The sequence below is a fragment of the Acinetobacter sp. G18 genome (assembly GCF_052660225.1).
The window spans coordinates 1,339,920-1,365,168 of record NZ_CP109658.1; the positions used below are offsets into that span (position 1 = coordinate 1,339,920).

The 25,249-nt window shown below is 37.9% G+C and carries 26 protein-coding genes; 18 read left to right on the plus strand and 8 right to left on the minus strand.

The window, feature by feature from the left end:
- The first annotated feature begins 533 nt into the window (after nt 1–533).
- On the plus strand, nt 534–1,088 hold the full coding sequence (locus tag NE363_RS06350) for a TetR/AcrR family transcriptional regulator (protein WP_019458401.1): 555 nt from the start codon (nt 534–536) through the stop codon (nt 1,086–1,088).
- Nucleotides 1,089–1,124: 36 nt separating this feature from the next.
- On the opposite strand, the gene NE363_RS06355 is transcribed toward NE363_RS06350, so the two are convergent.
- A complete protein-coding gene (locus tag NE363_RS06355) occupies nt 1,125–1,553 on the minus strand; it encodes a hypothetical protein (RefSeq protein ID WP_077169368.1) in 429 nt (142 codons plus the stop codon).
- Between the two features lie 97 nt (nt 1,554–1,650).
- Nucleotides 1,651–2,232 carry a TetR/AcrR family transcriptional regulator gene (locus tag NE363_RS06360; protein WP_004700706.1) on the minus strand — a complete coding sequence of 194 codons (582 nt, stop codon included), beginning with the start codon at nt 2,230–2,232 and terminating at the stop codon, nt 1,651–1,653.
- 432 nt (nt 2,233–2,664) lie between these two features.
- On the opposite strand from NE363_RS06360, the gene NE363_RS06365 reads away from it, so the two are divergent.
- From NE363_RS06365 to NE363_RS06375, 3 genes are all read left to right on the plus strand, one after another.
- Nucleotides 2,665–3,558, plus strand: coding sequence for a DMT family transporter (locus tag NE363_RS06365; protein WP_445536050.1), 894 nt, complete (start codon nt 2,665–2,667; stop codon nt 3,556–3,558).
- A gap of 78 nt (nt 3,559–3,636) precedes the next feature.
- Nucleotides 3,637–4,704: a bifunctional DNA-binding transcriptional regulator/O6-methylguanine-DNA methyltransferase Ada gene (gene ada / locus NE363_RS06370; RefSeq protein ID WP_445536051.1), complete on the plus strand. Its 1,068-nt coding sequence runs from the start codon at nt 3,637–3,639 to the stop codon at nt 4,702–4,704.
- Between the two features lie 121 nt (nt 4,705–4,825).
- Nucleotides 4,826–5,590, plus strand: a complete 765-nt coding sequence (locus tag NE363_RS06375; RefSeq protein ID WP_445536052.1) for an SDR family oxidoreductase — start codon at nt 4,826–4,828, stop codon at nt 5,588–5,590.
- 64 nt (nt 5,591–5,654) lie between these two features.
- Here NE363_RS06375 and NE363_RS06380 read toward each other — a convergent pair whose 3' ends face one another.
- From NE363_RS06380 to NE363_RS06395, 4 genes are all read right to left on the minus strand, one after another.
- Nucleotides 5,655–7,253, minus strand: coding sequence for a bifunctional aspartate transaminase/aspartate 4-decarboxylase (locus NE363_RS06380; protein ID WP_019458396.1), 1,599 nt, complete (start codon nt 7,251–7,253; stop codon nt 5,655–5,657).
- A 56-nt stretch (nt 7,254–7,309) separates the two neighbouring features.
- Entirely contained in the window at nt 7,310–8,995 is a 1,686-nt protein-coding gene (aspT, locus tag NE363_RS06385; protein WP_004700714.1) for an aspartate-alanine antiporter, read from the minus strand.
- Nucleotides 8,996–9,596: 601 nt separating this feature from the next.
- Nucleotides 9,597–10,004, minus strand: coding sequence for a tautomerase family protein (locus NE363_RS06390; protein ID WP_445536053.1), 408 nt, complete (start codon nt 10,002–10,004; stop codon nt 9,597–9,599).
- Nucleotides 9,995–10,312 (minus strand): carboxymuconolactone decarboxylase family protein, encoded by a 318-nt coding sequence (locus NE363_RS06395; RefSeq protein ID WP_445536054.1) that lies wholly within the window; start codon nt 10,310–10,312, stop codon nt 9,995–9,997. Before NE363_RS06395 ends, NE363_RS06390 begins: the two co-directional genes overlap by 10 nt.
- A gap of 92 nt (nt 10,313–10,404) precedes the next feature.
- Here NE363_RS06395 and NE363_RS06400 point away from each other — a divergent pair, with 92 nt between their 5' ends.
- The 5 genes from NE363_RS06400 (at nt 10,405) to NE363_RS06420 (ending at nt 15,196) form a co-directional block, all read left to right on the plus strand.
- On the plus strand, nt 10,405–11,289 hold the full coding sequence (locus NE363_RS06400) for a LysR substrate-binding domain-containing protein (RefSeq protein ID WP_445536055.1): 885 nt from the start codon (nt 10,405–10,407) through the stop codon (nt 11,287–11,289).
- 120 nt (nt 11,290–11,409) lie between these two features.
- Nucleotides 11,410–12,018: a paraquat-inducible protein A gene (locus NE363_RS06405; RefSeq protein ID WP_445536056.1), complete on the plus strand. Its 609-nt coding sequence runs from the start codon at nt 11,410–11,412 to the stop codon at nt 12,016–12,018.
- Nucleotides 12,015–12,824, plus strand: coding sequence for a paraquat-inducible protein A (locus NE363_RS06410; protein ID WP_086495799.1), 810 nt, complete (start codon nt 12,015–12,017; stop codon nt 12,822–12,824). The genes NE363_RS06405 and NE363_RS06410 overlap by 4 nt, the downstream gene beginning before the upstream one ends.
- 7 nt (nt 12,825–12,831) lie before the next feature.
- A complete protein-coding gene (locus NE363_RS06415) occupies nt 12,832–14,499 on the plus strand; it encodes a PqiB family protein (RefSeq protein ID WP_029767837.1) in 1,668 nt (555 codons plus the stop codon).
- Nucleotides 14,489–15,196: a PqiC family protein gene (locus NE363_RS06420; RefSeq protein ID WP_191001390.1), complete on the plus strand. Its 708-nt coding sequence runs from the start codon at nt 14,489–14,491 to the stop codon at nt 15,194–15,196. Before NE363_RS06415 ends, NE363_RS06420 begins: the two co-directional genes overlap by 11 nt.
- A 57-nt stretch (nt 15,197–15,253) precedes the next feature.
- On the opposite strand, the gene uraH is transcribed toward NE363_RS06420, so the two are convergent.
- Together uraH and NE363_RS06430 are read right to left on the minus strand one after the other, a co-directional pair.
- Nucleotides 15,254–15,655, minus strand: coding sequence for a hydroxyisourate hydrolase (uraH, locus tag NE363_RS06425; RefSeq protein WP_004700731.1), 402 nt, complete (start codon nt 15,653–15,655; stop codon nt 15,254–15,256).
- A gap of 14 nt (nt 15,656–15,669) precedes the next feature.
- Nucleotides 15,670–16,137 (minus strand): GlcG/HbpS family heme-binding protein, encoded by a 468-nt coding sequence (locus NE363_RS06430; RefSeq protein ID WP_081407934.1) that lies wholly within the window; start codon nt 16,135–16,137, stop codon nt 15,670–15,672.
- A gap of 125 nt (nt 16,138–16,262) precedes the next feature.
- On the opposite strand from NE363_RS06430, the gene NE363_RS06435 reads away from it, so the two are divergent.
- From NE363_RS06435 to NE363_RS06475, 9 genes are all read left to right on the plus strand, one after another.
- A complete protein-coding gene (locus tag NE363_RS06435; protein ID WP_069035852.1) occupies nt 16,263–16,934 on the plus strand; it encodes a heavy metal response regulator transcription factor in 672 nt (223 codons plus the stop codon).
- Nucleotides 16,931–18,334, plus strand: coding sequence for a heavy metal sensor histidine kinase (locus NE363_RS06440; RefSeq protein ID WP_445536057.1), 1,404 nt, complete (start codon nt 16,931–16,933; stop codon nt 18,332–18,334). The genes NE363_RS06435 and NE363_RS06440 overlap by 4 nt, the downstream gene beginning before the upstream one ends.
- Before the next feature lie 96 nt (nt 18,335–18,430).
- The gene (locus tag NE363_RS06445) at nt 18,431–18,994 is read left to right on the plus strand and encodes a lipocalin family protein (RefSeq protein WP_311069723.1); all 564 of its coding nucleotides are present in this window, start codon (nt 18,431–18,433) and stop codon (nt 18,992–18,994) included.
- A gap of 120 nt (nt 18,995–19,114) precedes the next feature.
- A complete protein-coding gene (locus NE363_RS06450; protein WP_343568251.1) occupies nt 19,115–20,086 on the plus strand; it encodes an acyl-CoA desaturase in 972 nt (323 codons plus the stop codon).
- Entirely contained in the window at nt 20,083–21,345 is a 1,263-nt protein-coding gene (locus NE363_RS06455; RefSeq protein WP_445536058.1) for an NAD(P)/FAD-dependent oxidoreductase, read from the plus strand. The genes NE363_RS06450 and NE363_RS06455 overlap by 4 nt, the downstream gene beginning before the upstream one ends.
- A gap of 25 nt (nt 21,346–21,370) precedes the next feature.
- Nucleotides 21,371–22,162: a DUF1365 domain-containing protein gene (locus NE363_RS06460; RefSeq protein WP_019458383.1), complete on the plus strand. Its 792-nt coding sequence runs from the start codon at nt 21,371–21,373 to the stop codon at nt 22,160–22,162.
- Nucleotides 22,159–23,358, plus strand: a complete 1,200-nt coding sequence (locus NE363_RS06465; RefSeq protein ID WP_445536059.1) for a class I SAM-dependent methyltransferase — start codon at nt 22,159–22,161, stop codon at nt 23,356–23,358. Before NE363_RS06460 ends, NE363_RS06465 begins: the two co-directional genes overlap by 4 nt.
- Nucleotides 23,359–23,387: 29 nt before the next feature.
- The gene (locus NE363_RS06470) at nt 23,388–24,167 is read left to right on the plus strand and encodes a DUF1295 domain-containing protein (protein WP_348887799.1); all 780 of its coding nucleotides are present in this window, start codon (nt 23,388–23,390) and stop codon (nt 24,165–24,167) included.
- 8 nt (nt 24,168–24,175) lie between these two features.
- Nucleotides 24,176–25,225 (plus strand): SAM-dependent methyltransferase, encoded by a 1,050-nt coding sequence (locus tag NE363_RS06475; protein WP_445536060.1) that lies wholly within the window; start codon nt 24,176–24,178, stop codon nt 25,223–25,225.
- The last annotated feature ends 24 nt before the right edge of the window (nt 25,226–25,249 follow it).

Here is a 25,249-nt window from a genome sequence, read left to right on the forward strand (position 1 = left end):
CTGTAATAGGGTAGAGCACTATCCTTTGCCTGCTGGCCTACATTGCCAGCCGGCTTTGACAGGCTGATTTAGACCACATCAGAATTATTCCTTCTGAGGAATAGTCTTGTGTGTAAGCTCCTCGTCTCCTCCCGTAGCGGTAGGACGGGAGAGGGACACCTTCGGGTGTGCTGGCGTCTAACCAGTCTGTCAACCTTCTCTCGTTCTGCCACCATAATCGTTTGACAGTGATTCGGTAGAACTTCTTTAGACATGAGGAGTCCTCTATGCGTACTAATTCTTCTTTATTGGCCTTTGCCAAATTCTCTCTGCCCATACCACTTAAAAAGTCTATAAAACGGTTTAATCGACTCTAGGTTTTCTACACCTTAAGAATCGTTACGACCAAAAATCATAGCCACAATAAAACCGAGATAGGCGAGCACACCATTATTGTGCGGCTTTCTTATACCTGTATTTAGCACTCATTTTAAGAGTGAAGGTATTTATATCTCTTTTATATACAACAAAAAATTATTTTAAGCGGTACAACTATGCGAAATTTAGAAACATCTTCCAAAAAACTACATGTAATTCAAACTACCATTCAACTTATGACGATACATGGGTTCCATAATGTAGGCGTAGACCTGATTGCTAAAGAAACCAAAATTGCAAAAGGTACGCTTTACAACTATTTTCACTCAAAAGCAGGCCTTATTGAAATATGCCTGTTACTGCAAAAAGAAACGCTCATGGAAAAAGTAAGAGAGGTACTAGAAACAACCCAATATTCCACTTTGACTAATAAACTCAGGCAAATTTATCTTTTACATGCCGACTTAAATAGCGCTTATTACCTACTGTTTAAAGCGGTTTTTGAAACTAAATTACTTTATCCTCATGCTTACCAAAGTGCTGTGCGTTATAGACGTTGGTTAAAAAATGAGATTTTCTGCCTTATAGCAGAAACTAAAAAAATGGCTTCATATACAGAAGCTGAGTTGTTGGTATTTATGATAGACGGAGCAATTTTGAGGCTTTTAATTTCAGATAAAATTGAAGAACAAACTAAGTTGTTAGATTACTATTTGATGAGGGTAATCTAACAACTCATTGCTGCCCAAGCTATTGAGCTTGGGTTGCTAAATACCTATTACGGTAATGCCATCATATTTGTTTTCGACTCTCTCAAGAAATTTGGTAATTTCTATGATCATGTTGAGAGCTTGTGGTTTAAAAAAATTGAAGTGATTTGCAAACCATTTTGTTTCTTTTTCGAAAATGAGCTTTAACGTCTTATCGTATTTATCTAACTGATTTATAAATGAATGAAGCTTATACAAATCTTTTATAATTTCTTTGATATTTTCAGAGTCTATAAAAGTATTTCCCCAATGAAAAAACTTTTCTTTATCTCGGTTAAATAAATTTTCAACGAGTGAAAAAGCAATTTCATCAACAACTATAGAGTCGATACAATTTTCATTTCTATCGAGGTCCATAGGTATCACTTGAATATTTAATGAACCTACTAAACCAGAAACAAATTTAACGTCAAAATTAATTTTCATATTAAATAGCTGAATAAATTAAATTTTATATTTCTGAGATTAAATTTTCACTTAAATTCAATTCGTTAGAAAATACAGGGTAGGGTTGGATTTCCGGTTAGGTTGTCTCTAGCTCAATTAATGTATTGATATAGTTCCACGTTTTCTCTGGTTCAATTGGATTTTCTTCGCAAACAGACGCATTAATCAAGCCATCGAGGAGAGAGAGGAATAGATGAGTGAGCGTTATAGGATCCTTTATTTCTAATTCTTTAAAAATAGAACTGGTAGTGTCAAATAACCAATTTCGATATTCATCCAGCACGACATGAATAGTTGGATATAAGCTTCCTACATCCATTCGTGCTTTATGAAATGGACATCCTCTGGCACCATTTTGATTTACCCAATTGATATACCACATATAGAGTTGTTCTAATTTTTCCAAAGGAACTGATCGTGCTGATATTTGCTCTTCTACCGCAATCTGGATATCAAGTTTTAGTTCCTGTAGGCAAGCGGCCACCAGTTCTTCTTTAGATGGAAAATGTTTATAAAAGGTCGCTTTGGCAATATCAGATTCAGCAATAATTCGGTCTATACCGACAGCAATATAACTTTCCTGAATAAAGAGCTGAGTTGCTGTTCTTAGAATAATTTCTCGTTTTGATGGTTTTTTTAATTTTATTTGTGCATTCATAAGGGCTTATTGCATTTTGTTGAAGAGTTAAGCTTGGTATTTTAGTTGATAGAGGGACTGTTAGACTAGTCGATATGGTTGAAATTTAGACAAAAGGAAGACAGAACTGTATGTATTTAATCGCATATCATGGATTATGATCTAATCTATAAAAATCTAATGTTTAATTTAATAAGATTTATCAAATTTTAGAGATTTTTGCTTCATTTGGCACATCGTTCGGTATGTCTCTATTTTCCACATAAATTCTTAAATAGTTATTTTTTCTTAAAGTTTAAATGAGCAAGATATATTATTTTTTTATATTAAATAACTGAATAATTTAAGTTTTATATATCTGAAACTAAAAAGATTTACCTTAAAAAAATCTACTCAATTAGATAAACATAAATGAGCCGAATAATTAACGATATAAAACTATTGGAGAAAGCTGTGGATGAACACAAGTTAAAAACAAAAGTCGGCACACTTGAAATGGTCGTAGCCATGCTGCTTTCAGGGAGTATTGGTCTATTTGTGATTAAATCAGGTCAATCACCAATTAACATCGTATTTTTCCGCTGCCTTATATCAGCCTTATGCTTAATACCCATCTGTTTGTTTTACGGTCATTTTAAAAAAGTATATTTTGGCAAAAAAGAACTATTTTTAATGGTGACTTCGGGCTTACTTATTATTTTTAACTGGGTTCTGCTGTTTGCTGCTTTCCCTAAAACCTCTATCTCTTTAGCCACGATTGTTTATCACGTAAACCCGTTTGTGATTTTATTTTTAGGGGCTTTGGTCTTTCATGAAAAGTTAAATAAAAATGATGTGCTATGGACCCTAGTTGCTTTTGCTGGGCTAATTGTAATTATTGGTTTAGGTAGTGCCTCGGTCAACTCCAGTGAGTTAGCAGGTTTAGGCTTGGTTCTTATAGCTACTACACTGTATTCAATATCGGTTCTAATGACTAAAAAACTAACTAACACGCCGCCTTTATTAATTGTGCTTATACAAACCTTAAGTGGAGCCATTGTTATGACTCCGTTTATTTCGGTTTTTGCAAATCCACCGATAGGCCAACAATCGCTGTTTGTACTTGGGTTAGGGGTTTTACACACAGCATTTCTTTACTATTTAATGTACTCGGCAATTAAGAAAATACCTTTAAATAACATTGCGATCTTATCTTTTATCTATCCTATATCGACGATAGTAATTGATTATTTCTTTTTTGATCATGTGCTGACCCATACTCAAATTTTAGGTGCAGCTTTAATTTTATTGGGTGTGCTTGGAGTAAAGTTGCATTGGAATGTTTTTGCGTTGAAAAGATTAAAATAGCAATACCAAGAGTTTTGCTTATCAACAAAGTTGCGAAAATAAGTCATTAAATATTAAATTGCAATTGAGGTGAGCAAAATGAAAAATCAGTGGATAACAGACGAAGATAGATGGCAAGCAATTGTTGATCGTAATGCAGAAGCTGATGCATATTTTGTCTATGGCGTGAAAACCTCAGGTATGTACTGCTTACCATCGAGTACAAAAAGGCTGCCTAAAAAAGAAAATGTAGTTTTCTTTGAGAATACCGCGCAAGCCGAGAAAAATGGTTATCGAGCAAGCCAAAAAATACAAAACAGACTCTCAAATGCACACGATCCAAAGCTTGTAGAGAAAATCGAGAAAGCGTGTAGATACATCGAACTACATGAAGAAAACTTGTCTTTATCAGATGTGGCCGATCATGTAGGAATGAGCGCATATCATTTTCACCGAGTTTTTAAGCAAATTACTGGCTTAACACCTAAAGGCTATGCCGATGCCCATAAAAGTAAAAAGCTAAGAGAAAACTTAGATGAAAATATCAGTGTGACTGATGCAATATTTAATGCAGGTTTTAATTCAAATAGTCAGTTCTATGAAAATTCAAATTCGCTATTAGGTATGACAGCGAAAGAATGGAAATCTGGTGGTAAGGGCGTACGTATTTTTTTCGCCATAGGAGCGTGCTCTTTAGGAGACATTTTAGTTGCCCAAAGCCAGAAAGGCATTTGTGCAATTTTGCTAGGCGATGACCCTGAAAAGCTTTTAAATGATTTGCAAGATAAATTTCCTGAAGCCGATTTAATTGGCTGTGATGATGAGTTTGAGCAACTGATTGCGCATATTGTCGGGTTTATTGAAGCGCCACAAATCGGATTAGATTTACCACTAGATATTCAAGGGACTGCATTTCAACAAAGAGTATGGCAAGCCTTGAAAGAAATTCCTGCGGGGCAGACAGCCAGTTATTCTGATATAGCCCAAAAAATAGGTTCACCTAAAGCCGTTCGGGCCGTTGCAGGGGCGTGTGCAGCAAACATGTTAGCTGTTGCTATTCCATGTCATCGTGTTATTCGAAATGACGGTTTTATTTCGGGTTATCGTTGGGGCGTGGAGCGTAAACGTGCATTATTAGAGAAAGAAGCAGAACTGGCACAAAACTAAAATTGTTTTAGTGGTCTGTTTTTATAGAGTTAATTTTTCAAAACAGCAAGAATCAGAGAGTCTATTTTCTTCGGGTTACTCAAAATATATCCATCAATTTAATAAAGATGGAATTGTGAGTATGAGCAGATTAAAAGACAAAGTGGCTATTATTACAGGTGCAAGTTCAGGTATAGGCCTAAGTGCGGCGTCGCTATTTGTAGCCGAAGGTGCGAAAGTTATTCTGGTTGCACGCCGTGAGAGTGTTTTAAAAGAGCTTTGCGATAGTTTGAATCGAGACGGCGCCGTTGCGCATTTTATTGCAGGGGATCTTAATGACCCTACAACCATGCAAAAAGCAATTGATATGGCTACGCAATATTATGGCAGGTTAGATATTGCATTTAATAATGCTGGTCTGTTGGGAGAATATCAACTGACTCACGACACAACCGATGACAATTGGAATCATGTGATTCATAGCAATTTAACCAGTGCGTTTCAGTCTGCCAGAGAGCAGCTTAAAGTCATGTTAAAGCAAGGCTATGGTTCAATACTGTTTACATCATCTTTTGTTGGTCATCATATCGGGTTTCCTCAAATGGCGGCTTATGCTGCAAGCAAAGCAGGACTCATTGGTTTAACCAAAGTGATGGCAGCAGAATATGCAACGTCAGGCATTCGAGTAAATGCACTTTTGCCCGGTGGAACAAATACTTCAATGGGTCAAGAGGCCGCTTCTTCTCCAGAAGTTCTAGAGTTTGTAAAAAGCATACATGCGATGAAACGTTTAGCAGAACCCGATGAAATTGCAAAGGTGGCGCTCTTTTTAGTGAGTGATGATGCAAGCTTTATTACAGGCAGTGCTGTACTCGCCGATGGTGGAGTGACTATTTGTAAAACCTAAATAAACAATGAATAGATAGGTCGTAAAAAAGTGAGGCTGCTAGAGCCTCACTTTTTATATGTACTTATTTTCCTTTTTTGGTTTTTAAATATTCGGCATAAGCTTCATCTGCGAAGCGTCTTAAAGAGTCACCAATAGCAGCATATTGGTATTCATTAAGGTTAGCCAATGACGCACGGGCAGAAGGGTGCTGCACACCAAAACCAGAACCCGGCAATAAAACCACACCTGTTTCATCTGCTACTCTAAATAATAACTCGGTCGGATTTTTATTTTTCATCACCCAGTCGGCAAACTCATCACCATAGAGAGTGCGTGAGGTGTTTTCAAGGTTAACAAGGGTGTAGTAGTCCACAGCATTTGGATCTGTTGGAACCTCGACACCAAGCTGTCTATAAAGTGCTGCATCGCGTTCACGTACAACAGATTTGACCGCTTTTTTATAGCTTTGGCGTGAGTCCATCATATTAAACAATGCAAATAAAACCATTTGAACTTGTTGAGGAGTAGACAGACCAGCGGTATGGTTTAGAGCAACATTACGGCTGTCTGCAACTAAACGGTCAATAAACTTAATACTTGATGGGTCTGTAGTTAAAGATGAATAGCGCTCTTCAAGCTCTTTCTTCTCTTTTTTCGATAAATTCGCAATTTGTTTATCAAGCACATTGTTATTTGAAAGTGCAATCACTCCAAGTCGCCAACCAGTTGCACCAAAGTATTTAGAGAACGAGTAAACCAAAATGGTGTTATCAGGACAGATCGCAAATAGTGATTTGAAGTTATCCGCAAAAGTACCGTAAACGTCATCGGTCAAAATAATCAGATCGGGGCGTTTTTTGACAATATCCGCCAAAATCGCAAGTCCTTCATCACTCATTTTTACCGATGGCGGGTTACTTGGGTTGACTAAGAAGAATGCTTTAATAGACGGATCTTCTAACTTTCTAAGCTCTGACTCTGGATATTGCCAACCGAGTTTAGGGTCTGCCTCAATGAGCACTTCTTCAAGTTGGTAGTCATTAAGTTTCGGAATTTCCAGATATGGCGTAAAAATAGGACTACCAATCGCAATGCGGTCGCCATTTTTAATAATTTTATTTTCTTTTAATGAGTTAAAAATATAGGCCATTGCGGCTGTTCCGCCTTCAACAGCAAACAAATCTAAGTCTCTTTTTTGCATGCCTTGTACGCCCATTTCTCGTAAGACGTACTCTTTAATAATCGTTTCACTTACTCGAAGCATACGGTCTGGTACGGGATAGTTACAGCCTAAAATCCCTTCAACCATTTCAAGTAAAAAAAGATCTGGGTCTAAGCCTAATTGGTCGCGTACATAAGATACGGCTTTACCTAAAAAGACAACGCCCGGTTTATCGCGGTTTTCCAAAATGAAGCTGTCAAAACGTGACTGGAGTCCAACAGGGCGAGGGAAGCCACCTAGACCTTCTGGCATATATGAAAATGAAAACTCGGATTCGGTTGCCGAAAACAGACCTAGTTGAAAGAATGCTCGACGTGGGATAGTCGCAAGAAAGTTCGGATTGCCTCGGCCAGCATTTAACATCATGCGGTCAGTTCGGCTTTGAGCTAATTCTATTAAATTATCTTTCAGTTCAAATGGACTGAGTTTTGCGTATTTAGAATAATCGACTTTCCCCATGGGACGTCTCCTTAATTATAGTGGGATGAATAAAATTTCTAATTCAATGTATAAAATCAGGCTAAGCCTACGATTAGTGGTCCGAGTAAGGTCAAGAACACATTTGCGAGGGCATAGGTGATTGCGAAAGGAACAGTCGGAATTGAGTTGCCTGCTTTGTCTAAGATGGCACCAAAAGCAGGGTTTGCACTACGTGAACCAGAGAGCGCTCCAGCCATTACCGCAACGTTGCTATAACGCAGAACATAACGAGCAAACAGCATGGAAAGCAGCAACGGAACCAGTGTTACAACTACTCCAATCATAAAGAGTGAAAGACCACTTTCTTTAATGGTTTGAATGGCCTGTAAACCTGATTGTAAGCCAACCGCTGCAACAAAGCCTGCCAAACCTAAGTCTTTAAGAAGCTGTGAAGCCGCTAACGGCATATTGCCATGTACCTGATTTCGACTTCGAATCCAACCAAACAGAAGACCTGACAGTAAAGCTCCACCGCCAGCACCAAGCGTTAATGGCACATCGCCTAAACGAATCACAAAAAGACCGATCACTAAACCAACGACAAGACCTGCACCATGAAAAATCCAGTCTGTTTTTAGGCTTTCAGGTAAGGCTTTACCAGCTTCTTTTACTAAACGATCGAGGTCACTTTTTGTACCATAGACAGTAACGACATCACCTTGCTTTAGAACGGTGTCGTCACTTAAAGGTTGAGTTTCATCGTTACGTTTAATCGCAAGTACATAAATACCGTGCTTCAAATAGGCTGGAGTATTGGCCTTAATATCACCTAAGGTACGGTTAATGTATTTGGAATTTCTTAAGATGACATCGCTGGTATCCATAATCATTTCCATACCCTGCGATGATTGCAATTCGGGTCCGATTTGCTCGGCTACGGAAACTACACTGGCACGGCGACCGACCAGCAATACCACATCGTCTGTTTGTAAGGTTAGTTCAGGAGCAACATCAATAAACTGATCTTTACGTTTTAACCGTTCAATCGTAATGCTTGCTTCTTTTGCTTCAAGTTCCGCAATAGTGTGTCCATTGGCTTGTTTAACTTTATAAATACGCCCAACAATTTCCGGCATTGCCAGTTCCTGACCCGGTGCGAGTTCAAAAGCACCTTTAAGTCGTTCACTTTGAGCTTTTAGAGCATCGTCGTGAATCTCTTTACCCATAAATTTAGGCAAGATATTTACACATACAATGATTGCGCCCAAAGAACCGAAAATGTAAGTCACCGCATAGCCAATCGCGACATTTGCTTGAAGTCTTTGAATCTCAGCCAGAGGCAGATCGAGTCTGGAAATGGCATCTCCGGCAGTACCAATAATTGCAGATTGAGTCATACCACCAGCCGCGAGTCCGGCCGCCAAACCTTTATCGAGATGGAAAATTTTAGCCATAACTAAAACGGTGACTAAACCACACACTGCCATAAATACTGCTAACAAAATTTCTTTTATAGACTGTGGCCCGAGTGATTTAAAAAACTGGGGTCCACTTTCAAAGCCTACCGCGTAAATGAAGAGTGCAAATAAAATTGCTTTAACGCCGTTATCAACAGGTACACCGATAAGACTTAGAACGACTGCTACAAGTAGGGAGCCTGCGACTCCACCAAACTGAAATTTTCCAAACTGGAACTGTCCAATCCAGAAGCCAATTGCGAGTGATAAGAACAATAATATTTCGGGGCTATGTTTTAAAACACCTTGTAACCATTCAATCATTTTGATCTCACTTTTATTATTAGATCTATCTTTAATATATAAATTTATTTATTTTTCATTTTTAAAATACTATATGAAAATTACTTAAGCAAACCTTCAAGTCTAATGATTTTCTTAAGTTTAGTTATAGAAAATAAGTTGTTTAAAGTGCTTGTGATGTATGTATGTCACTAATTCTGAGTGATTAAATCAGCTTTGGTTTTGAATGCAAGGTAAAAATTTTTTACAATAATATAAAGAATATTTTATGAAATAAAATTGTCTTTGAAGTAATTTTTTTGCATATGTTTTTTGTAATTTGTTGATATATAGTGATTTAATATTTTTATTGTCGTTTAAGTAATGGTTTTTATTCAAATTAAAAAATAATCTACTTAAAAATGAGTTTCTGTTAACTAGATAGCATAATTTAAAGTTTAATATATTTAGAATATATTTAAATAAATCTTCATAATAAGACTTATTTTAAAGAAACAATATAAACTCAACTTGAGAGATTTTCATTTTTAAATAAAAAGCTTCGTGTTATGGAAGCTTGATATTTAAAAATATTTATTACCTTAAAAATAGTGGCTTATAGCGATTTAAAACTTTGAAATTACTATTTCGAAGCTAACATTTTTAAGTAAATATCTGCTCGTTGCGCATGACCAAAGCACCAATCTTCTGGGCTATTTTGCACAATCACAAACATAATATCTTGCTCTGGAATCTTAAATTTTTGATGGAGCTGTGCTGTTACATGCTGCATTAAATCTGATTTTTGCTGAGCTGTTCTGGCTTTACCAGAAGTGATGTATAGCAGCATGAATTTTTCAGTACGGGAAGACTCCACCCAGTAATCAGGATCAACATATATATTGCCTTGAGCCAAGTGCTCAAAGAAATGAAAGCAATCATTTGGGGGAGTATCAAAATAACTTTCCATACAAGTCTGCACAATTTTCGATATCTGAGCTTTTTCATGATCTGTATATGCATAACTGGTTGTAAAGCGAATCATGGGCATGACCATATCTCCTCTGGCATATGTTCAAGTGCTGAAATTGCCGTAGGTAAGCCTGCATAAAAAGCAATATGGGTAATGGCTTCAATAATTTGTTCTTGCGTGATGCCTTCAGTTAAGGCATTTTTTATATGCCATTCGAGCTGTGAATAACGCCCTTGTAAAACAAGTGCAGTGATCGTAATAAAACAACGTGTTTGAGTATCAAGCATCTGTCTTTGCCAGATATCCGCAAATAAATAGTCTTTGCCGAACTCATAAAGTTTGGGCGAAATCATTTCCAAATTATGAATATCAATTTTTCTGAACATTTTAGAACGCAACATTGATGCTGTTGTTGCTAATATGGCATTTTGGTATAGTTAAAAAAATCAAAACTTTTCTAACTAATAATTCGGTTTTTATGAATGATTATACTAAACCAGCAACCAATCTTGATTTAGATGCCTTACGTGCATTCGTTAAGGGAATCGAGCTTGGGAGTTATCAGCTAGCAGCACAACACTTATGTCGTTCACCGGCCGCAATTAGTGCGCAATTAAAAAAGCTAGAGCAACAAACAGGTTGCCAGCTTCTTAGAAAACAGGGGCGGCTATTAGAATTAACCCCAAGTGGTGAATTATTGTTGAGCCATGCAAAAAACATGTTGGCTTTGAACGATACTGTGCTTTTAAAGCTGCATCAGACTCAAGCGAGTGGAGTCATTCGTTTTGGTTTACAAGAAGATTTTGCTGAAGGAACCTTACAGCAACTCATCGCTCAGTTTATGTTGCAGCATCCAAACGTACAGTTTCAAATTCGGGTTGACCGCAACCTTAACTTGATTGATAAAGTACAAAAGCAAGAGCTTGATTTAGCACTTATATGGCAGCAAAAACCAGTAATTGAAAACTTTCATGAGCTTAAAAGTGTAGAGACAAAATGGTTATTCTGTCCTCATCCCCATATCTTGCAAATCATTGAAAATAGAGCCTCCATACCACTTGTGGTATTACAGCAACCTTGTATTTTAAGGCAAATGGCGATTGAGGTACTTGAGCAAAAGGGTATTGATTGGCATATTGCTTATGAATGTAACTCAGTCCAAGGGCTATGGCCTGCTATACGGGCGGGGATTGGCATTAGTCTAAGATCATGTTTTCAAATTCCACTAGATATTCAGACCATAGAAACTGATGTACTGCCTGAACTGGAGACTTTAAACTTTGGTCTTTATTTCAATTCCACCACACAATCAGTACATATTATTCAGCAGTTTCAACAATATATTGAACAGCATCTGCGGTAATTTTTTATTGTCAAATTTGTATTGCCCAGTATAGTTTTTAAATTGCTTTATATTTTAATTTAACTTAGTAATAAAAGAGTTTGTGTAAATCAGTTAAAGAATAGCCCTTAGAGTATGCCTATGAAGCTTAAAGAATTAGCAGGTTGCGAGGAGTGCGATACCGTCTATCGTAGAGTTCCGCTTGCTTATGGAAAAAGAGCTTATTGTGTTTGCTGTGGTGCGGAGCTTTATCGGCATACTAAACCATTTATGACTTTACTGGCCCTCATTTTAACGGCCTTAATCGTATTTGTTATTGCCAATAGCTTTCCGATTGTAAAGATTGAACTGCAAGGGAATATATCTGAAACCACTTTATTGGGTGCCGTATGGGTCATGTTTCATTATGATCGAGCTTTTGTCGGTGTCTTAATTTTAATTACCACCTTTATTGTGCCACTTTCATATTTGTTATTAATGGCCTATGTACTGGGTACGGTCAGTATATTTAAAAGACGACCAAAGTTTTTAGTATTTGCCTTACGAACGCTTTATTTTATGAGAGTCTGGGGAATGGTTGAGGTATTCCTGATTGGAATTTTGGTCACTCTTGTAAAGTTAATGGGTATGGTGCTTGTTATTCCAGAAATTGCCTTGTGGGCATTTGCGGTCTTGAGCCTATTGATGGTTTATATTACGTCCATAAAGGTGAGCGATATATGGAACGAAATTGATAGGTCACCACTATGAAAACGATAAAAAAAGTGACTGCACTCAAGGCCGAAAATACCGATATGGTTCTAAAGCAATATCCACGAGCCAAAGATCTATCGCTGATATTGTGTCACTGCTGTGGGTTATTAAACTCATCAAAAGTAGATAAAGTAGTCGCTGCTAAAAAGAATAAAGTTTTACGCTGCGTTAGATGTCGTAGTGTACTGCATGAGCGCAAACAGGGAAGTTTAAACCGTACCTTTGCTCTAGTTGTTGCTGCAACTATTTTGTATATACCGGCTAACGTACTGCCGATGACAATAACCGATTCACTTTTAGGCAGCCAGAAAGACACCATCATGAGTGGTGTGATTTATTTTTGGCAAAATGGAGACTATTTAGTGTCGGTGGTCATTTTCATGGCCAGTATTTTTATTCCGATGCTTAAGCTATTTATTTTGTATTTCCTATTATTGGTTGTATATATACAGTCATCGGCAGCTTGGAAATTTTCACCAGAGCAATGTATCAAACTTTACCGAATTGTAGAGTTTGTCGGACGTTGGTCTATGATTGACGTCTTTGTGGTCGCTTTATTAACTGCACTTATTCAAATTCAATCGCTTGCGACTATTTTGGCAGGGCCAGGTTCAATTGCTTTTGGTGCAGTTGTAGTCTTAACCATGTTTGCATCTTTAAGTTTTGACCCACGTATTATTTGGGATAATTTTTACGCATCCCAAAATACCAATAAACCCAATGATTTTTCTTCGGAAAAAACCACAGTTATTCAGGCAGAGCATTCGTCCTTGAATAATGATTCCATTAATCCCAGTCAATAAAAGAAAAATGAGTATGTCTGAAAACAAAACAAACGGCGGTACATCAGATCATCATGAGACTGATGTTGAACTGGAAAACATGAATGATTTACCAGAACCGCAAGAAAAGAAAAATCGGTGGAAACCTCTATTAATTTGGATAGTTCCATTGGTTGCACTTTTAATTGCACTTTCACTCGCAGTGAAAGCGTTGCTCTCTAATGGGCCAACAATTGAAGTATCTTTTCGTACAGCAGAAGGCTTAGTTGCAGGTAAAACAACTGTGCGCTATAAGCAGGTTGATATTGGTGTTGTACGGCAAATTGATCTAGCCGATGACCGCTCACATATTATTGCGCGAATTGATTTACGTAAAAATGCTAGCAACTTTGCCGCGCAAGATTCACGTTTTTGGGTAGTACGACCACGTATTGGGACAGGTGGCGTTTCAGGCATAGACACCTTATTGTCAGGTTCATATATTGAAGTAGATGGCGGTAAGTCACCCGAGAAAAAACTTGAATTTACAGGTTTAGAAATACCGCCAGTGATTACTTCCGATGTACCGGGTAAAGAATTCTTTTTGAAAGCCGATGACTTGGGATCTTTAGATATCGGGTCGCCGATTTATTACCGTCGAATTAATGTCGGACAAATTACTGCTTATAAGCTAGCTGATGACGGTAAAAGTGTGCAGCTTCAGACTTTTATTCGTGCACCATACGATAAGTTTGTGACTACAGATGCACGCTTTTGGCAAGCAAGTGGTATTGATGTGAGTTTGAATGCTTCAGGCTTTAATTTAGATACTCAGTCGCTTGCGAGTATTGTTGCTGGCGGTATTGCTTTTGGTTTCCCTGAAAACTCAAATGCGACTGTAGCGGCCAATAAGAGCAGCTTTAATCTTTGGGACTCAAAATCCGATGCGCTCAAAGAACCAGATGGTCAGCCACGTGGCGTGATTATGTACTTCGATCATTCACTTCGCGGTTTAGCTGCTGGTGCGCCAATTGATTTCATGGGTATTGAAATTGGTAATGTTAAATCGATTAATGCGGAGTTCTATAATAACTATAAGCAAATTCGTATGCGCGTTGAGGCGGTCATTTATCCGTCACGTGTTGAAAATGGACAGGCACTCAATCCAAATAGCAACATTTTCAAAGATTTTGTTGAGCATGGATGGCGTGCGCAAATGAGAACGGGCAACCTCTTAACAGGCCAAAACTATATTGCCTTAGATAAGTTCCCTAAAGCGAAACCAGCTAGCTTACAAATTTTGAGTGATAACCGCGTGGTGATTCCAACTACTCCAACTGAGTTGAGTGGCTTACAGGCACAGGTTTCTCAAATTGCCGATAAGTTAACTAAATTCCCATTAGTTGAAATTGGGCAAGATGTTCGTAAAACGCTTAAGAATATGAATACAGCTATTGAGTCTACCGACAAGCTGGTTAAACAGTTAGATGGTAAAGTTGCACCTGGTTTACAAGCAACCTTGGATGATGTTCGTAAAACTGTAAGATCGTCTGAGTCTATTTTGTCGAGCGATGCGCCGTTACAACAAGACGTACGTAAAGCATTGCAGCAAATGACACGTGCAGCAGCTTCATTACAGCTCATGGCAGATTATATTGAGCAACATCCTGAATCAATTATTCGTGGTAAGACACCAGAGGCCGATGATGAAAAATAAAAACACTCTATCTTTTCAACATCCTAAAGCAGCCAAATGGCTGCTTGGGAGCGGCCTGTTTTTAACGGCAGTTGCTATGACGGCCTGTTCGAGTTCACCAACGCCGAACTACTATACGATTAGTCCTAAAATAACTCCGGCAGTTAGTTCAAGTATTCGAGTCATTGAAGTTCTACCTGTTGGACTGCCAGACCGTTTAGACCGTGCACCTTTGGTGCTACAAGACAGTAGTGGCAAGTCTACGGTGTTAAACAATGAGCGCTGGACATCGACTATGAGTACACAATTACGCGATACTCTATCGGCAGGTTTACAGCAAAAATTAGGCGCAATTGACAGTTATAGCAGTGGGCTTGCTGGAAATAATCAGCCTTTATATCGAGTTTCTACAGACTTTTCTCATTTTGATATTGTTGATAAAAGCTATATTAATATTGCGGTGTCTTGGGTCGTGAAGCGTCAAATACCCCCAACTCAATTAGAGTCATCTAATCCAAAAGTCATTACCAATGCAGGATCTCAGCTCAATTGTCGAATTGCGTTTAAACAGCCAATTGATCAGAAAGCTAAGAAAATGGATGCAATTGTAAGTGCTTCAAGTGAGGCGATGGGCCAGATTATTAATTCGGTTTCTTCTTCAATTGTGGCATTAGATTCAAACAAAAAAGTAGTGATCACGAATGGTGTTTGTTCGTAGTAAAATTTTCTAACACAAGCCTTTATCTGTCTAAAAATAGATAAAGGCTTTTTTATTTTAGTTGCCTCTATAGGTTGAGTAACCGTAAGGGCTAAGTAGTAATGGAATATGGTAGTGGTTTACGCTGCCGTCCACTTTAAAAATTACGGGTACTTCACTAAAGAACGTTTGCTGTTTGTTCTTTTTGAACCAGTCTTCAGTTTTAAAAGTAACTTTATAAACGCCTTGCTCTAGTTTTTTATTTTCTGGATAGAGTGCAGTAATACGGCCATTTGAATCGGTCACTTGCTGGTTGAGTTTTACCCACTGGTTATTGGTGTTTTTTTCTAAAACGACTTCAACCTGAGAAGAGGGTAAACCCGTTTCTAAATTTAACACATGCACACTCAGCGGATTAGTTTGTGCAAATGTAGCCGAAGCTATAAATAACGAAGATAAAGCAATAAATGATTTTGCCATGTTGAACTAACTCCTTATGAATTAAAAACGGTTTCAATGGCTTTGCTTGCGCATTGATTGTCATTTTGTGCACCGCCAGCACCCGCAACGCCAATTGCTCCGATTACTTGGTTCTCAAAACGGACAGGTACGCCACCGCCTAACAAAAGTAAATTCGCTACGGTGGTTAAATTTTTTGCATCGGGGTTTTGGTTACTGTTTTGGCTTAAAACTAAGGTCGATGTTTTGGTAGATAACGCGGTATAGGCTTTTTTCTCGGCAGCCATTAAATTATGTGGCCCCACCAGTTCATGCCGTTCGGCAGTTAAAGGATTACCGCCGCGATCTACAACAACAACCGCAATGTTTTGATTTAATTTTTTGCATGCCTCTTTAGCACTGTCAGCTAACAGATGGGCAGTTTTTAGATCTAACGAATAAACTTGATTCAAAGCAGGGGGCTGTGCAAAAGTACTATTACCGAATAGCACGGCTGTTAACATCAGCCAGTTCAATTTTTTCATGTTGATTGCCTCTATGTCGCTTTGAAAATCTTAAACAAATTGCTTAATTTCAAGCATGACAATCACATTACAAAGTTGTCATCTTTCAAATGAGTCTCTACAAAATGCGTATCCTTATTATTGAAGACGAGATCAAGATCGCCACTTATTTGGTCAAAGGATTAAAAGAATCCGGCTATCAAGCAGAGTGTGTTCACTTAGGGCTTCAAGGTTTGGAAATGCTAAAAAGAGATCAATATGATTTGCTTATTCTTGATGTGATGTTGCCGGACATAGACGGCTGGAGCGTATTACAAGTACTCCGCCAGTTTTCAAAAATTCCGGTGATTTTCTTAACGGCAAAAGATCAGGTGATGGATAGAGTGAAAGGGTTGGAGTTGGGCGCAGATGATTACTTGGCTAAACCATTTTCCTATATTGAACTGTTGGCACGCATTAAAAGTCTGTTAAGACGACAGCAATATCTGCAAGAAAATGAGCTGTCTATTAGCGATTTAAAAATGGATGTGGTCGCTCATAAAGTATGGCGTAACGGAAACTTAGTTGAGCTGAGTAAAACCGAATTTAATTTATTGCGTTACCTGTTGCTCAACAAAGAGCAAATCGTGACGCGTAGACAAATTGGTTCCGAAGTTTGGAATATTAACTTTGACACCGATACCAACTTTATTGACGTCGCGGTACGCCGTTTACGAAGCAAAATTGATGAAGGCTATGAGTTAAAACTCATTCATACCATACGTGGCTTGGGCTATAAAATTTCGGTTAGCTTATGAACTTTAAATTACTACGTTCGCTTGAAGTCCGTATTACATTACTGGTCACGCTTTGTTCTGCCTTAATTTTATGTTCCGTCGGCTTTATGACCTATTTAGGTATTAACCAGATTTTATTAAAGCAGCAAGATAAAGCTTTAGCAGAGCGAATTAACCGTTTGGAAATTTTGCTACAAGACAGCGAAAATGTAGAGCAAATTATTGCGCGGCCTAAGCTGTATCAAAACATGCTTGGCAATCAAGACAACTTGTTTCTGCTCATCCATAAAGACAAAGCTTTAATTAATATCAATCCGCTTCATATTCAGTTACCTGAGTTTGCAGAAAAAAACACTCTTCAATTTCAAGATTTAGCCAATAACCCATACCCAACCCGAATTGCTTGGAAAACCATAACGATTAATCAAGAGCCTTATTTGCTTATTGCAGGTAAACAGTGGTCGGAACGCATCAATATTCTTTTACCTTTTCAAGAAAGTCTCTTGATGTATGTGATCGGGGGCGTGTTTGCAATCTTTGCGCTTTGCATTTTAGCGTGCCATTTAGGTTTACGGTCGTTACAAGAGCTTCGCAAGCAAACTCACTCTATTAACGTAAACCAGCTACAGAAACGGTTAAACCTCTCAAATTCTCCTTTAGAAGTTGAGCTGCTTTCAAAAGATATAAACCACATGCTTGAGCGTATTGAAAAAGGCTATACGCAGCTCAACCGTTTTTCTGAAGATATCGCTCATGAGTTCCGTACGCCTTTAAATAATTTGATTGGGCAAACCGAGATTGCTTTAACTGGCGAACGTTCGATTGAGCAATATGAAGATTTGATGGTGTCTCATTTAGACGACTACCACAGATTAAAACGCATGATTGATAGCATGCTTTTCTTGGCAAGAGCCGATCAGAGAATGGTTCTTGTAAATAAACAAGACATAAATGTCCAAGACTTTATAGATAACCTATGCCAAATTTTTGAATATCAAGCCGAGGAACAAGACTGCCATTTTAGTTTAAATTTAGAAGCCCAAAAGTTATTTGCAGATTCTGAGCTATTTCAAAGAGCAGTTTATAACTTGATTTTAAATGCGCTGGTTCATGGTGGGAATAAGCGAACTATTTTTATTAAAAGTAAATATAAGACACTTGATCACAAGAAAGTGGTGAGTCTAAGTGTAATAACCAGTGGTATTTCAATTGCTGAACATCAACTTGAGCATCTTTTTGAAAGATTCTACCAATGCCACTCAAGCCGAACTGATGAGAGTCAGACTGGTGGTTTAGGTCTTTCTATTGTGGCTTCTATTATGGATTTACATCATGGCTCATACCGTGTTTATAACACGCTCAAGGGCGTGTGTTTTGAGCTTAATTTTCCAGTTTTAAATACATCAAAGACTCTAAATTAACGATTTAATAGCACTTCTTAATTTTTAAAATTCACACTTTGTTCACAACCCTCTGGCGTATGTTTAAACATATGAAATAAATAGAAGAGGGTAATGATGAAATTATTATTTAAATCACTTGTGATGAGCAGTGGTCTGGCCGTAGTTAGTCTAGCAGCCTCTTTGAGTACTTATGCAGGTCTAACGACTAACCCAGTGGCTGTTGATTCTATCGATATTAATCAATACGTAGGTAAGTGGTATGAAATTGCCCATTTACCTATGTTTTTTCAGCGTAATTGTGTAGCCAATACCACGGCAACTTATTCCATTAACGCAGATAAAACAGTGGGCGTTTTAAATAGTTGTACGACTAAAAAAGGCGAAGTGATTTCATCTGAAGGTGTAGCTTATCCGCAAAATGAAGGTAACAGTAAATTAGAAGTAAGCTTTTTACCTTCTGGCCTCCGATGGATTCCTTTTACCAAAGGTGATTATTGGGTGTTAAGAGTTGATCCAGATTATCAAGTCGCTTTAGTGGGCGGACCAAGCACAGACTATTTATGGATTCTTTCTCGTAGTCCTCAAATTGATCAGGCGACATATAACTCTTATTTGCAAACAGCAAAATATTATGGCTATGATGTGTCCAAACTCATTAAAACAAAACAAACGAACTAATGAAGTTGCTGATTATGTTGGTTTTTAGATTTAGCTCATAATCTTGTGATCTTCACATAAAATTCATTGCGCATTTTCTAAATTAATAAATAAAGAAATGCTTTAGATCAGGAAGAATCAATGTCTAAATTTTTTCTACGCTGGATCGATAGCTGGTCAGATTCAGAAAATGCGCAGCTTACTAGTTCGGGTGAATATATCATTGAAAAGAAAATTCAATGGTTAAGAATCATACCTTTTATTTTATTGCACATCGCTTGTTTAGCCGCTTTTTGGGTGGGGGTGTCTTGGTTCGCTGTGGTCTTCATGCTTGGTTTTTATTTTCTTCGCATGTTTGCAATTACTGCTTTCTTCCATCGTTATCTTTCGCATAAAACTTTTCAAACCTCCCGTGTTGTCCAATTTATTTTTATCTTGATTGGAACCATGAGTGCACAGCGCGGACCGTTATGGTGGGCAGCACACCACCGCTATCACCATCACTTTACCGATACCGATCAGGACCCGCATTCAGCGAAAGCAGGTTTTTGGTATTCGCATGTAGGCTGGTTTTTAAACGAGCAGAATTTTGCCACTCGAAAAAAAGTCATTAAAGACTGGTTGAAATACCCAGAACTGATTTGGCTTGACCGATTTAGCTTACCTATTGTGATTTTGACGGCCTTAGCAATTTACGGTCTAGGTTCATGGCTTGAACAACATTTCCCTGAATTGGGTACCAATGGCTTACAGCTTTTAGTGTGGGGATTTGTAATTTCCACTGTTCTGTTAACACATGCAACCTTATGTATTAACTCACTTGCTCATCGTTATGGCTCACGAGAGTTTAATACTCCAGATGATAGCCGTAATAATTTCTTTCTCTCTTTAATTACCTTGGGTGAAGGATGGCACAACAACCATCATTTTTATGCGGGTAGTGTTCGACAAGGTTTTCATTGGTGGCAGATTGATATCACCTTTTATATTCTCAAAGTCATGTCTTTATTTGGTTTGGTATGGGGGTTAAAACCCGTACCGAATAAAGTTTACCAATATAAAAAAATTAAAGATCTACCGATAGAAAAAATTGAAAATGGGGAAGTGTTATGAAGATTGCCATTATTGGTTCGGGTATATCGGGGCTTTATGCTGCTTGGAAATTGTCAAAACAGCATCAAGTTACGGTATATGAAAAAAATAACTATTTTGGTGGTCATACTGACACTCATGAGCTAGAGATAGAAGGTGCTAAAGTCGCGGTAGATAGTGGTTTTATCGTATTTAATGACTACAACTATCCGTTATTTACCGACATGCTTAAAAAATTAGGCGTCGAAACTCAAAGTAGCGATATGAGTTTTTCGGTAAATAATTTGGTGAGTGGACTTCAATATAATCCTTCAAAAAAATGGTCACTCTTTGCTCGTCCGCAGAACTTTTTAAACCGTAAATTTCTACAAATGCTCTCAGATTTGCTACGTTTTTATGATGACAATAAAGATATAGACGTGGCAGATATTGATCCTAATTTATCGATTGAAGAATATTTAGACCTCCATAAATATAGTCATGAGTTCCGTTATGAGCATCTTTATCCGATGTGCGGCGCATTATGGTCGGCTCCCGTTGAGCAGGTAGGCCAAATTCCATATCGATTTGTGGTGAGTTTTTTTCAACATCACCGCATGTTACAGCTAAAAGAGCGGCCGCAATGGCAAACAGTTAAACATGGCTCGGCAAGTTATATCCGTGCTATTCAAAAGAACTGCCCATCCCTTGAATGGAAATTTGCAGAAGTAAAAGCTGTGAGCCGTTCACCAGAAATAGTGTGGATCGAAACTTCAGAAGGGCGAGCACAATATGACTGGGTAATTTTTGCCAGCCATGCTGACGATAGCCTAAGTTTAATTAAAGATGCGTCAGAACTTGAACGGGAAATATTAAGCCAATTTGGTTATCAAGATAATCGAATGGTAGTTCACCGTGATCTTTCGATTATGCCTAAAAGCCGTTTGCAGTGGGCAAGTTGGCATGTACATGTAACGCCAACATCACAAGTTCAAAATGATACGTCCGCTATACATTACGGGTTTACATATTGGATGAATAATTTGCAGAACTTATCCTGCAAAACTCAAATTTTCTCTACCTTAAATCCAAATATGAAAATTAAACCCGAGGATATTTTGCTGGAACGTCAGTATCGTCATCCGGTATTTGATGCAAAAGCAATTCAAGCCCAATCACGCTGGCAAGAGATTAATGGACAAAATCGTACTTCATTTTGTGGAGCGTATTGGGGATGGGGTTTTCATGAAGATGGGGCCCGTAGTGCAGCTCGTGTTGTAGAGCAAATCTTAGCGTTATAAATTTTAAAAGCAGGAGGCTTCTCAAATGTTATTAAATAAACTTGCTATCGCTCCTGCACTTATTCGTCATAGACGTTATAGCCCTAAAGAGCACCAATTCACTTCGACTTTAAATTATTTGTGGTTCGATCCAGATCAATTAAATGAAATTTCAAAAGATTGCTCACTTTGGTCTACCGATCATTGGAATGTACTAAAACTATCTGAAAATGATTTTTTAAATATGTATCGTGGCTCTATAAGGGATAGAGTAGAGAAAGCAATACTTCAAAATAACAACTCACATTTCCGACCAGACTGGCAAATCAGAGTATTGGCTTTACCTCGATGTTTAGGTTTTCGTTTTAACTCGGTCGTATTTTATTTTGTTCTAACTAAAACTGGAAAACCTGTATTTATTGTTAGTGAAATTACCAACACCCCTTGGAATGAACGAAAAGTTTATGTTCATGATTGTACAAACCAATACAGTCACATAAAGGATTATGAAAGTTTTGATTTTAAATTTGAAAAATCATTTCATGTTTCGCCGTTTATGCCTATGCAGTTGACTTACCGTTGGCGGTTTAGTTTTTCAGATCAGCAAAATGTCATTCATATGCAGCTCTTTGAAGAACAAAATCAAGTATTTGACGCCACTATGCGCTTTGAACTTATACCCATCACATTTCCTTCACAACAATATCGATATGCTGTTAATAACAGCTTGGCGCCTTTTAAAATGCTGTTTTCAATATATTTAGAGGCATTTAAGTTGTGGCGAAAAAAAGTGCCATTTTATCGTCACCCTAAAAAGATCAAGGTAGATAAGACATGATAAAAACATTTCTGTATGGTGAAGATGACTCACTACCATTACTACTCAAAAGCCTTCTCAAATTACGTCATGGGCAGATTACTTTTCAGGGTGCATGGAATGGTACGGTGGGTGAAGTATCAGACTTGCATGCTGTGGTTGAAGTACATAATCCTTTATTGATGGAACTCATTTTAAAAAATGGCGTTTTAGGTGCAGCAGAAGGTTATATCCGTGGAGATTGGAGCAGCCAGCAACTTGTAGAGTTGATTCAGATCTTGGCGCGTAATCGAGATGTATTAGACCAGCTTAATCAAAATATGTTTGCCCAAGCGAGCCAGTTTTTTCTTAAAGCTTGGTATAAAAATAGAAAGAATTCTATAAGTGGTAGCCGTAAAAATATTGCCGAGCACTACGACTTAAGCAATGATTTTTTTAAATTATTTTTAGATCCATCTTTAATGTATTCGAGCGCCGTTTTTGAAAATGAAAATATGACACTCGAAGAAGCATCAGATTTAAAAAAAGAAATTATCTGTAAAAAGTTGGATTTAAAACCATTAGATCACTTGGTGGAAATCGGAAGTGGTTGGGGTGGTTTTGCAATTTACGCAGCTCAGCATTATGGCTGCCGAGTGACTACCATTACCATTTCGCAAGCCCAATACGATGAAGCGATTACCCGCGTAAATGAAGCAGGTTTAGCACATCGTATTGATGTGCAATTAAAAGACTACCGTTTGCTCGAAGGTAAGTTCGATAAGCTGGTTTCAATTGAAATGGTTGAAGCAGTTGGTGCACATTATCTATCGACATATTTTGATCAATGTAGAGCACTTTTAAAACCTAAAGGTTTGGCTCTTATTCAAGCCATCACCATTGAAGATTTTCGCTATAAAAAAGCACTCAATACTGTTGACTACATTAAACGCTATATTTTTCCCGGTAGTTTCATTCCGAGTGTGAGTGTATTAACTCAAACCGCGTCTGAGAGTGGTTTAAGGCTAAAGTATTTAAATGACATTGGTCTAAGTTATGGGCAAACACTTCATCATTGGCGAGAGCGTTTTTTAGCTGCAAGGGAAGAGGTATTGGCTCTAGGTTTCGATGAAAACTTCATTCGCATGTGGGATTTCTATTTATGTTATTGCGAGGGCGGTTTTAAAGAAGGCGTGATAAGCAATGTTCACTTGTTGTTTGAAAGTACCAGTTACTAGTTCAAACACCTTTAGCAAGGAGACAGCTCATGTTATGGAATTTGCTCATTCTGGACTTACTTATCATGTTGATAAGCTGGTTACTTGCAACTCTAAATGGTCGTGCTGGAATAGTAGATGCTGCTTGGAGCTTCTGTCTGGCAATTAATATTATTGTGTCTTCTTTACTCATTTCAGTTGCTCCAGTTGAAGTAAGGCTATTTATCGGCGTGTTTAGCGGTCTATGGTTTTTAAGACTGTTTTGGCACCTGTTAAGACGTTATCAGTCTGAACAAAAAGAAGATGGTCGATATGCAAATATGCGTCAGGCCATGGGTAAGTTCCAGCATTTTGGCTTTTTATTATTCTTTATATTTCAAACATTCTTAGTGTTTCTGTTCTTTTTACCAATGTGGACATTGCTTAACGTAGAGGCAGGTCTATGGAGTAGTGAATATAAAATCGCTTTATTGATTGCAACTGTAGTTATGGCGATTGCTTTCATAGGTGAGCAGCTTGCCGATCAGCAGTTATACAGATTTAAGTTAAATCCGGAAAACCATGGCAAAACCATGGATCAAGGATTATGGCGTTATTCACGACACCCAAATTACTTTTTTGAATGGTTACATTGGTTTGCCTATCCCATTATTGGTTTAGCTGCAGACGAATATTTATTGTGGATTTATCCTGTGTTGATGTGGCTATTTTTATACTACGTCACGGGTATTCCATTTAGTGAAAAACAAGCAATCAAAAGCCGCGGTCAAAATTATCTTGATTATCAACAAAGAACTTCAATGTTTATTCCGCGAAGACCAAAAAAATAGGTGCTCATATGGATTTTATTGTTCATCAGTCTCTAAAAATTGTTGAAAGTGGTGTGATTCCAGATCATGCAATTAGAGCTGCAATTCGTGCTTTAAGTAAAAAGCGCTTAATTCAAGAAGGCCGTTATGACCCTGAGCAAGGGGCACAGCGCTATATGGACGTTCTTAATTTACTCAAAAAGAGTGAAATTGCTGTAGAAACAGATAAAGCAAATGAACAGCACTATGAGTTACCGACCGAGTTTTTTCAGACAGTACTTGGAAAAAGGCTTAAATACAGTGCATGTTACTTTCCAACCAAAACAACAACTTTAGATCAGGCAGAAGAGTTGGCACTTCAGCTTTACTGTGAAAGAGCACAACTTAAAAATGGTCAACACATTTTAGAGTTAGGTTGCGGTTGGGGTTCTTTAACCTTATGGATGGCGGAAAATTATCCACGCTCACAAATTACGGCTGTTTCAAACTCCGCGACTCAGAAAAAACATATTCTCGGGCAAGCAAAGTTGAGAGGGCTTACCAATGTTGAAGTACACACTTGTGATGTAAATGTACTCGAATTAGACAAGGGCCAATTTGATCGTGTTGTATCGGTCGAAATGTTTGAACATGTGCGGAACTATCAACGTCTATTTGAAAAAATTCAGGGATGGTTAAAGCCAGATGGGTTACTCTGGTGTCATATTTTTTGTCATCGCTTTTTGCATTATCCTTTTGAAGTAAAATCAGACTATGATTGGATGTCCAAGTATTTCTTTACTGGCGGTTTAATGCCTTCAACTTCCACTTTTCTACATTTTCAAGAGCATTTAGAACTGGCTCAACACTGGCAGTGGTCAGGTGAGCATTATATGAGAACAGCGAATGCTTGGCTTGATAATATGGACAATCAAGAGGAAGAACTTAAACCGTTATTTAAAAAAATCTATGGAAAAGATGCCAATATTTGGTGGCAACGCTGGCGTATTTTTTTCATGGCTTGTGCTGAACTTTTTGGGTTTGAGCAAGGACAAGAATGGGTCATTGGTCACTTTTTATTTAAAAAGAGACCTTTGTAATTTCTACAGCCTATCCCGGCGATA

Bases quoted from the DNA above. Each gene is read 5' to 3' on its own strand.
- NE363_RS06350 (WP_019458401.1), top strand. From the start codon at position 534: ATGCGAAATTTAGAAACATCTTCCAAAAAACTACATGTAATTCAAACT.
- NE363_RS06355 (WP_077169368.1), bottom strand. From the start codon at position 1,553: ATGAAAATTAATTTTGACGTTAAATTTGTTTCTGGTTTAGTAGGTTCA.
- NE363_RS06360 (WP_004700706.1), bottom strand. From the start codon at position 2,232: ATGAATGCACAAATAAAATTAAAAAAACCATCAAAACGAGAAATTATT.
- ada (WP_445536051.1), top strand. From the start codon at position 3,637: ATGAAAAATCAGTGGATAACAGACGAAGATAGATGGCAAGCAATTGTT.
- NE363_RS06375 (WP_445536052.1), top strand. From the start codon at position 4,826: ATGAGCAGATTAAAAGACAAAGTGGCTATTATTACAGGTGCAAGTTCA.
- NE363_RS06380 (WP_019458396.1), bottom strand. From the start codon at position 7,253: ATGGGGAAAGTCGATTATTCTAAATACGCAAAACTCAGTCCATTTGAA.
- aspT (WP_004700714.1), bottom strand. From the start codon at position 8,995: ATGATTGAATGGTTACAAGGTGTTTTAAAACATAGCCCCGAAATATTA.
- NE363_RS06390 (WP_445536053.1), bottom strand. From the start codon at position 10,004: ATGCCCATGATTCGCTTTACAACCAGTTATGCATATACAGATCATGAA.
- NE363_RS06395 (WP_445536054.1), bottom strand. From the start codon at position 10,312: ATGTTCAGAAAAATTGATATTCATAATTTGGAAATGATTTCGCCCAAA.
- NE363_RS06400 (WP_445536055.1), top strand. From the start codon at position 10,405: ATGAATGATTATACTAAACCAGCAACCAATCTTGATTTAGATGCCTTA.
- NE363_RS06405 (WP_445536056.1), top strand. From the start codon at position 11,410: ATGAAGCTTAAAGAATTAGCAGGTTGCGAGGAGTGCGATACCGTCTAT.
- NE363_RS06410 (WP_086495799.1), top strand. From the start codon at position 12,015: ATGAAAACGATAAAAAAAGTGACTGCACTCAAGGCCGAAAATACCGAT.
- NE363_RS06415 (WP_029767837.1), top strand. From the start codon at position 12,832: ATGAGTATGTCTGAAAACAAAACAAACGGCGGTACATCAGATCATCAT.
- NE363_RS06420 (WP_191001390.1), top strand. From the start codon at position 14,489: ATGAAAAATAAAAACACTCTATCTTTTCAACATCCTAAAGCAGCCAAA.
- uraH (WP_004700731.1), bottom strand. From the start codon at position 15,655: ATGGCAAAATCATTTATTGCTTTATCTTCGTTATTTATAGCTTCGGCT.
- NE363_RS06430 (WP_081407934.1), bottom strand. From the start codon at position 16,137: ATGTTAACAGCCGTGCTATTCGGTAATAGTACTTTTGCACAGCCCCCT.
- NE363_RS06435 (WP_069035852.1), top strand. From the start codon at position 16,263: ATGCGTATCCTTATTATTGAAGACGAGATCAAGATCGCCACTTATTTG.
- NE363_RS06440 (WP_445536057.1), top strand. From the start codon at position 16,931: ATGAACTTTAAATTACTACGTTCGCTTGAAGTCCGTATTACATTACTG.
- NE363_RS06445 (WP_311069723.1), top strand. From the start codon at position 18,431: ATGAAATTATTATTTAAATCACTTGTGATGAGCAGTGGTCTGGCCGTA.
- NE363_RS06450 (WP_343568251.1), top strand. From the start codon at position 19,115: ATGTCTAAATTTTTTCTACGCTGGATCGATAGCTGGTCAGATTCAGAA.
- NE363_RS06455 (WP_445536058.1), top strand. From the start codon at position 20,083: ATGAAGATTGCCATTATTGGTTCGGGTATATCGGGGCTTTATGCTGCT.
- NE363_RS06460 (WP_019458383.1), top strand. From the start codon at position 21,371: ATGTTATTAAATAAACTTGCTATCGCTCCTGCACTTATTCGTCATAGA.
- NE363_RS06465 (WP_445536059.1), top strand. From the start codon at position 22,159: ATGATAAAAACATTTCTGTATGGTGAAGATGACTCACTACCATTACTA.
- NE363_RS06470 (WP_348887799.1), top strand. From the start codon at position 23,388: ATGTTATGGAATTTGCTCATTCTGGACTTACTTATCATGTTGATAAGC.
- NE363_RS06475 (WP_445536060.1), top strand. From the start codon at position 24,176: ATGGATTTTATTGTTCATCAGTCTCTAAAAATTGTTGAAAGTGGTGTG.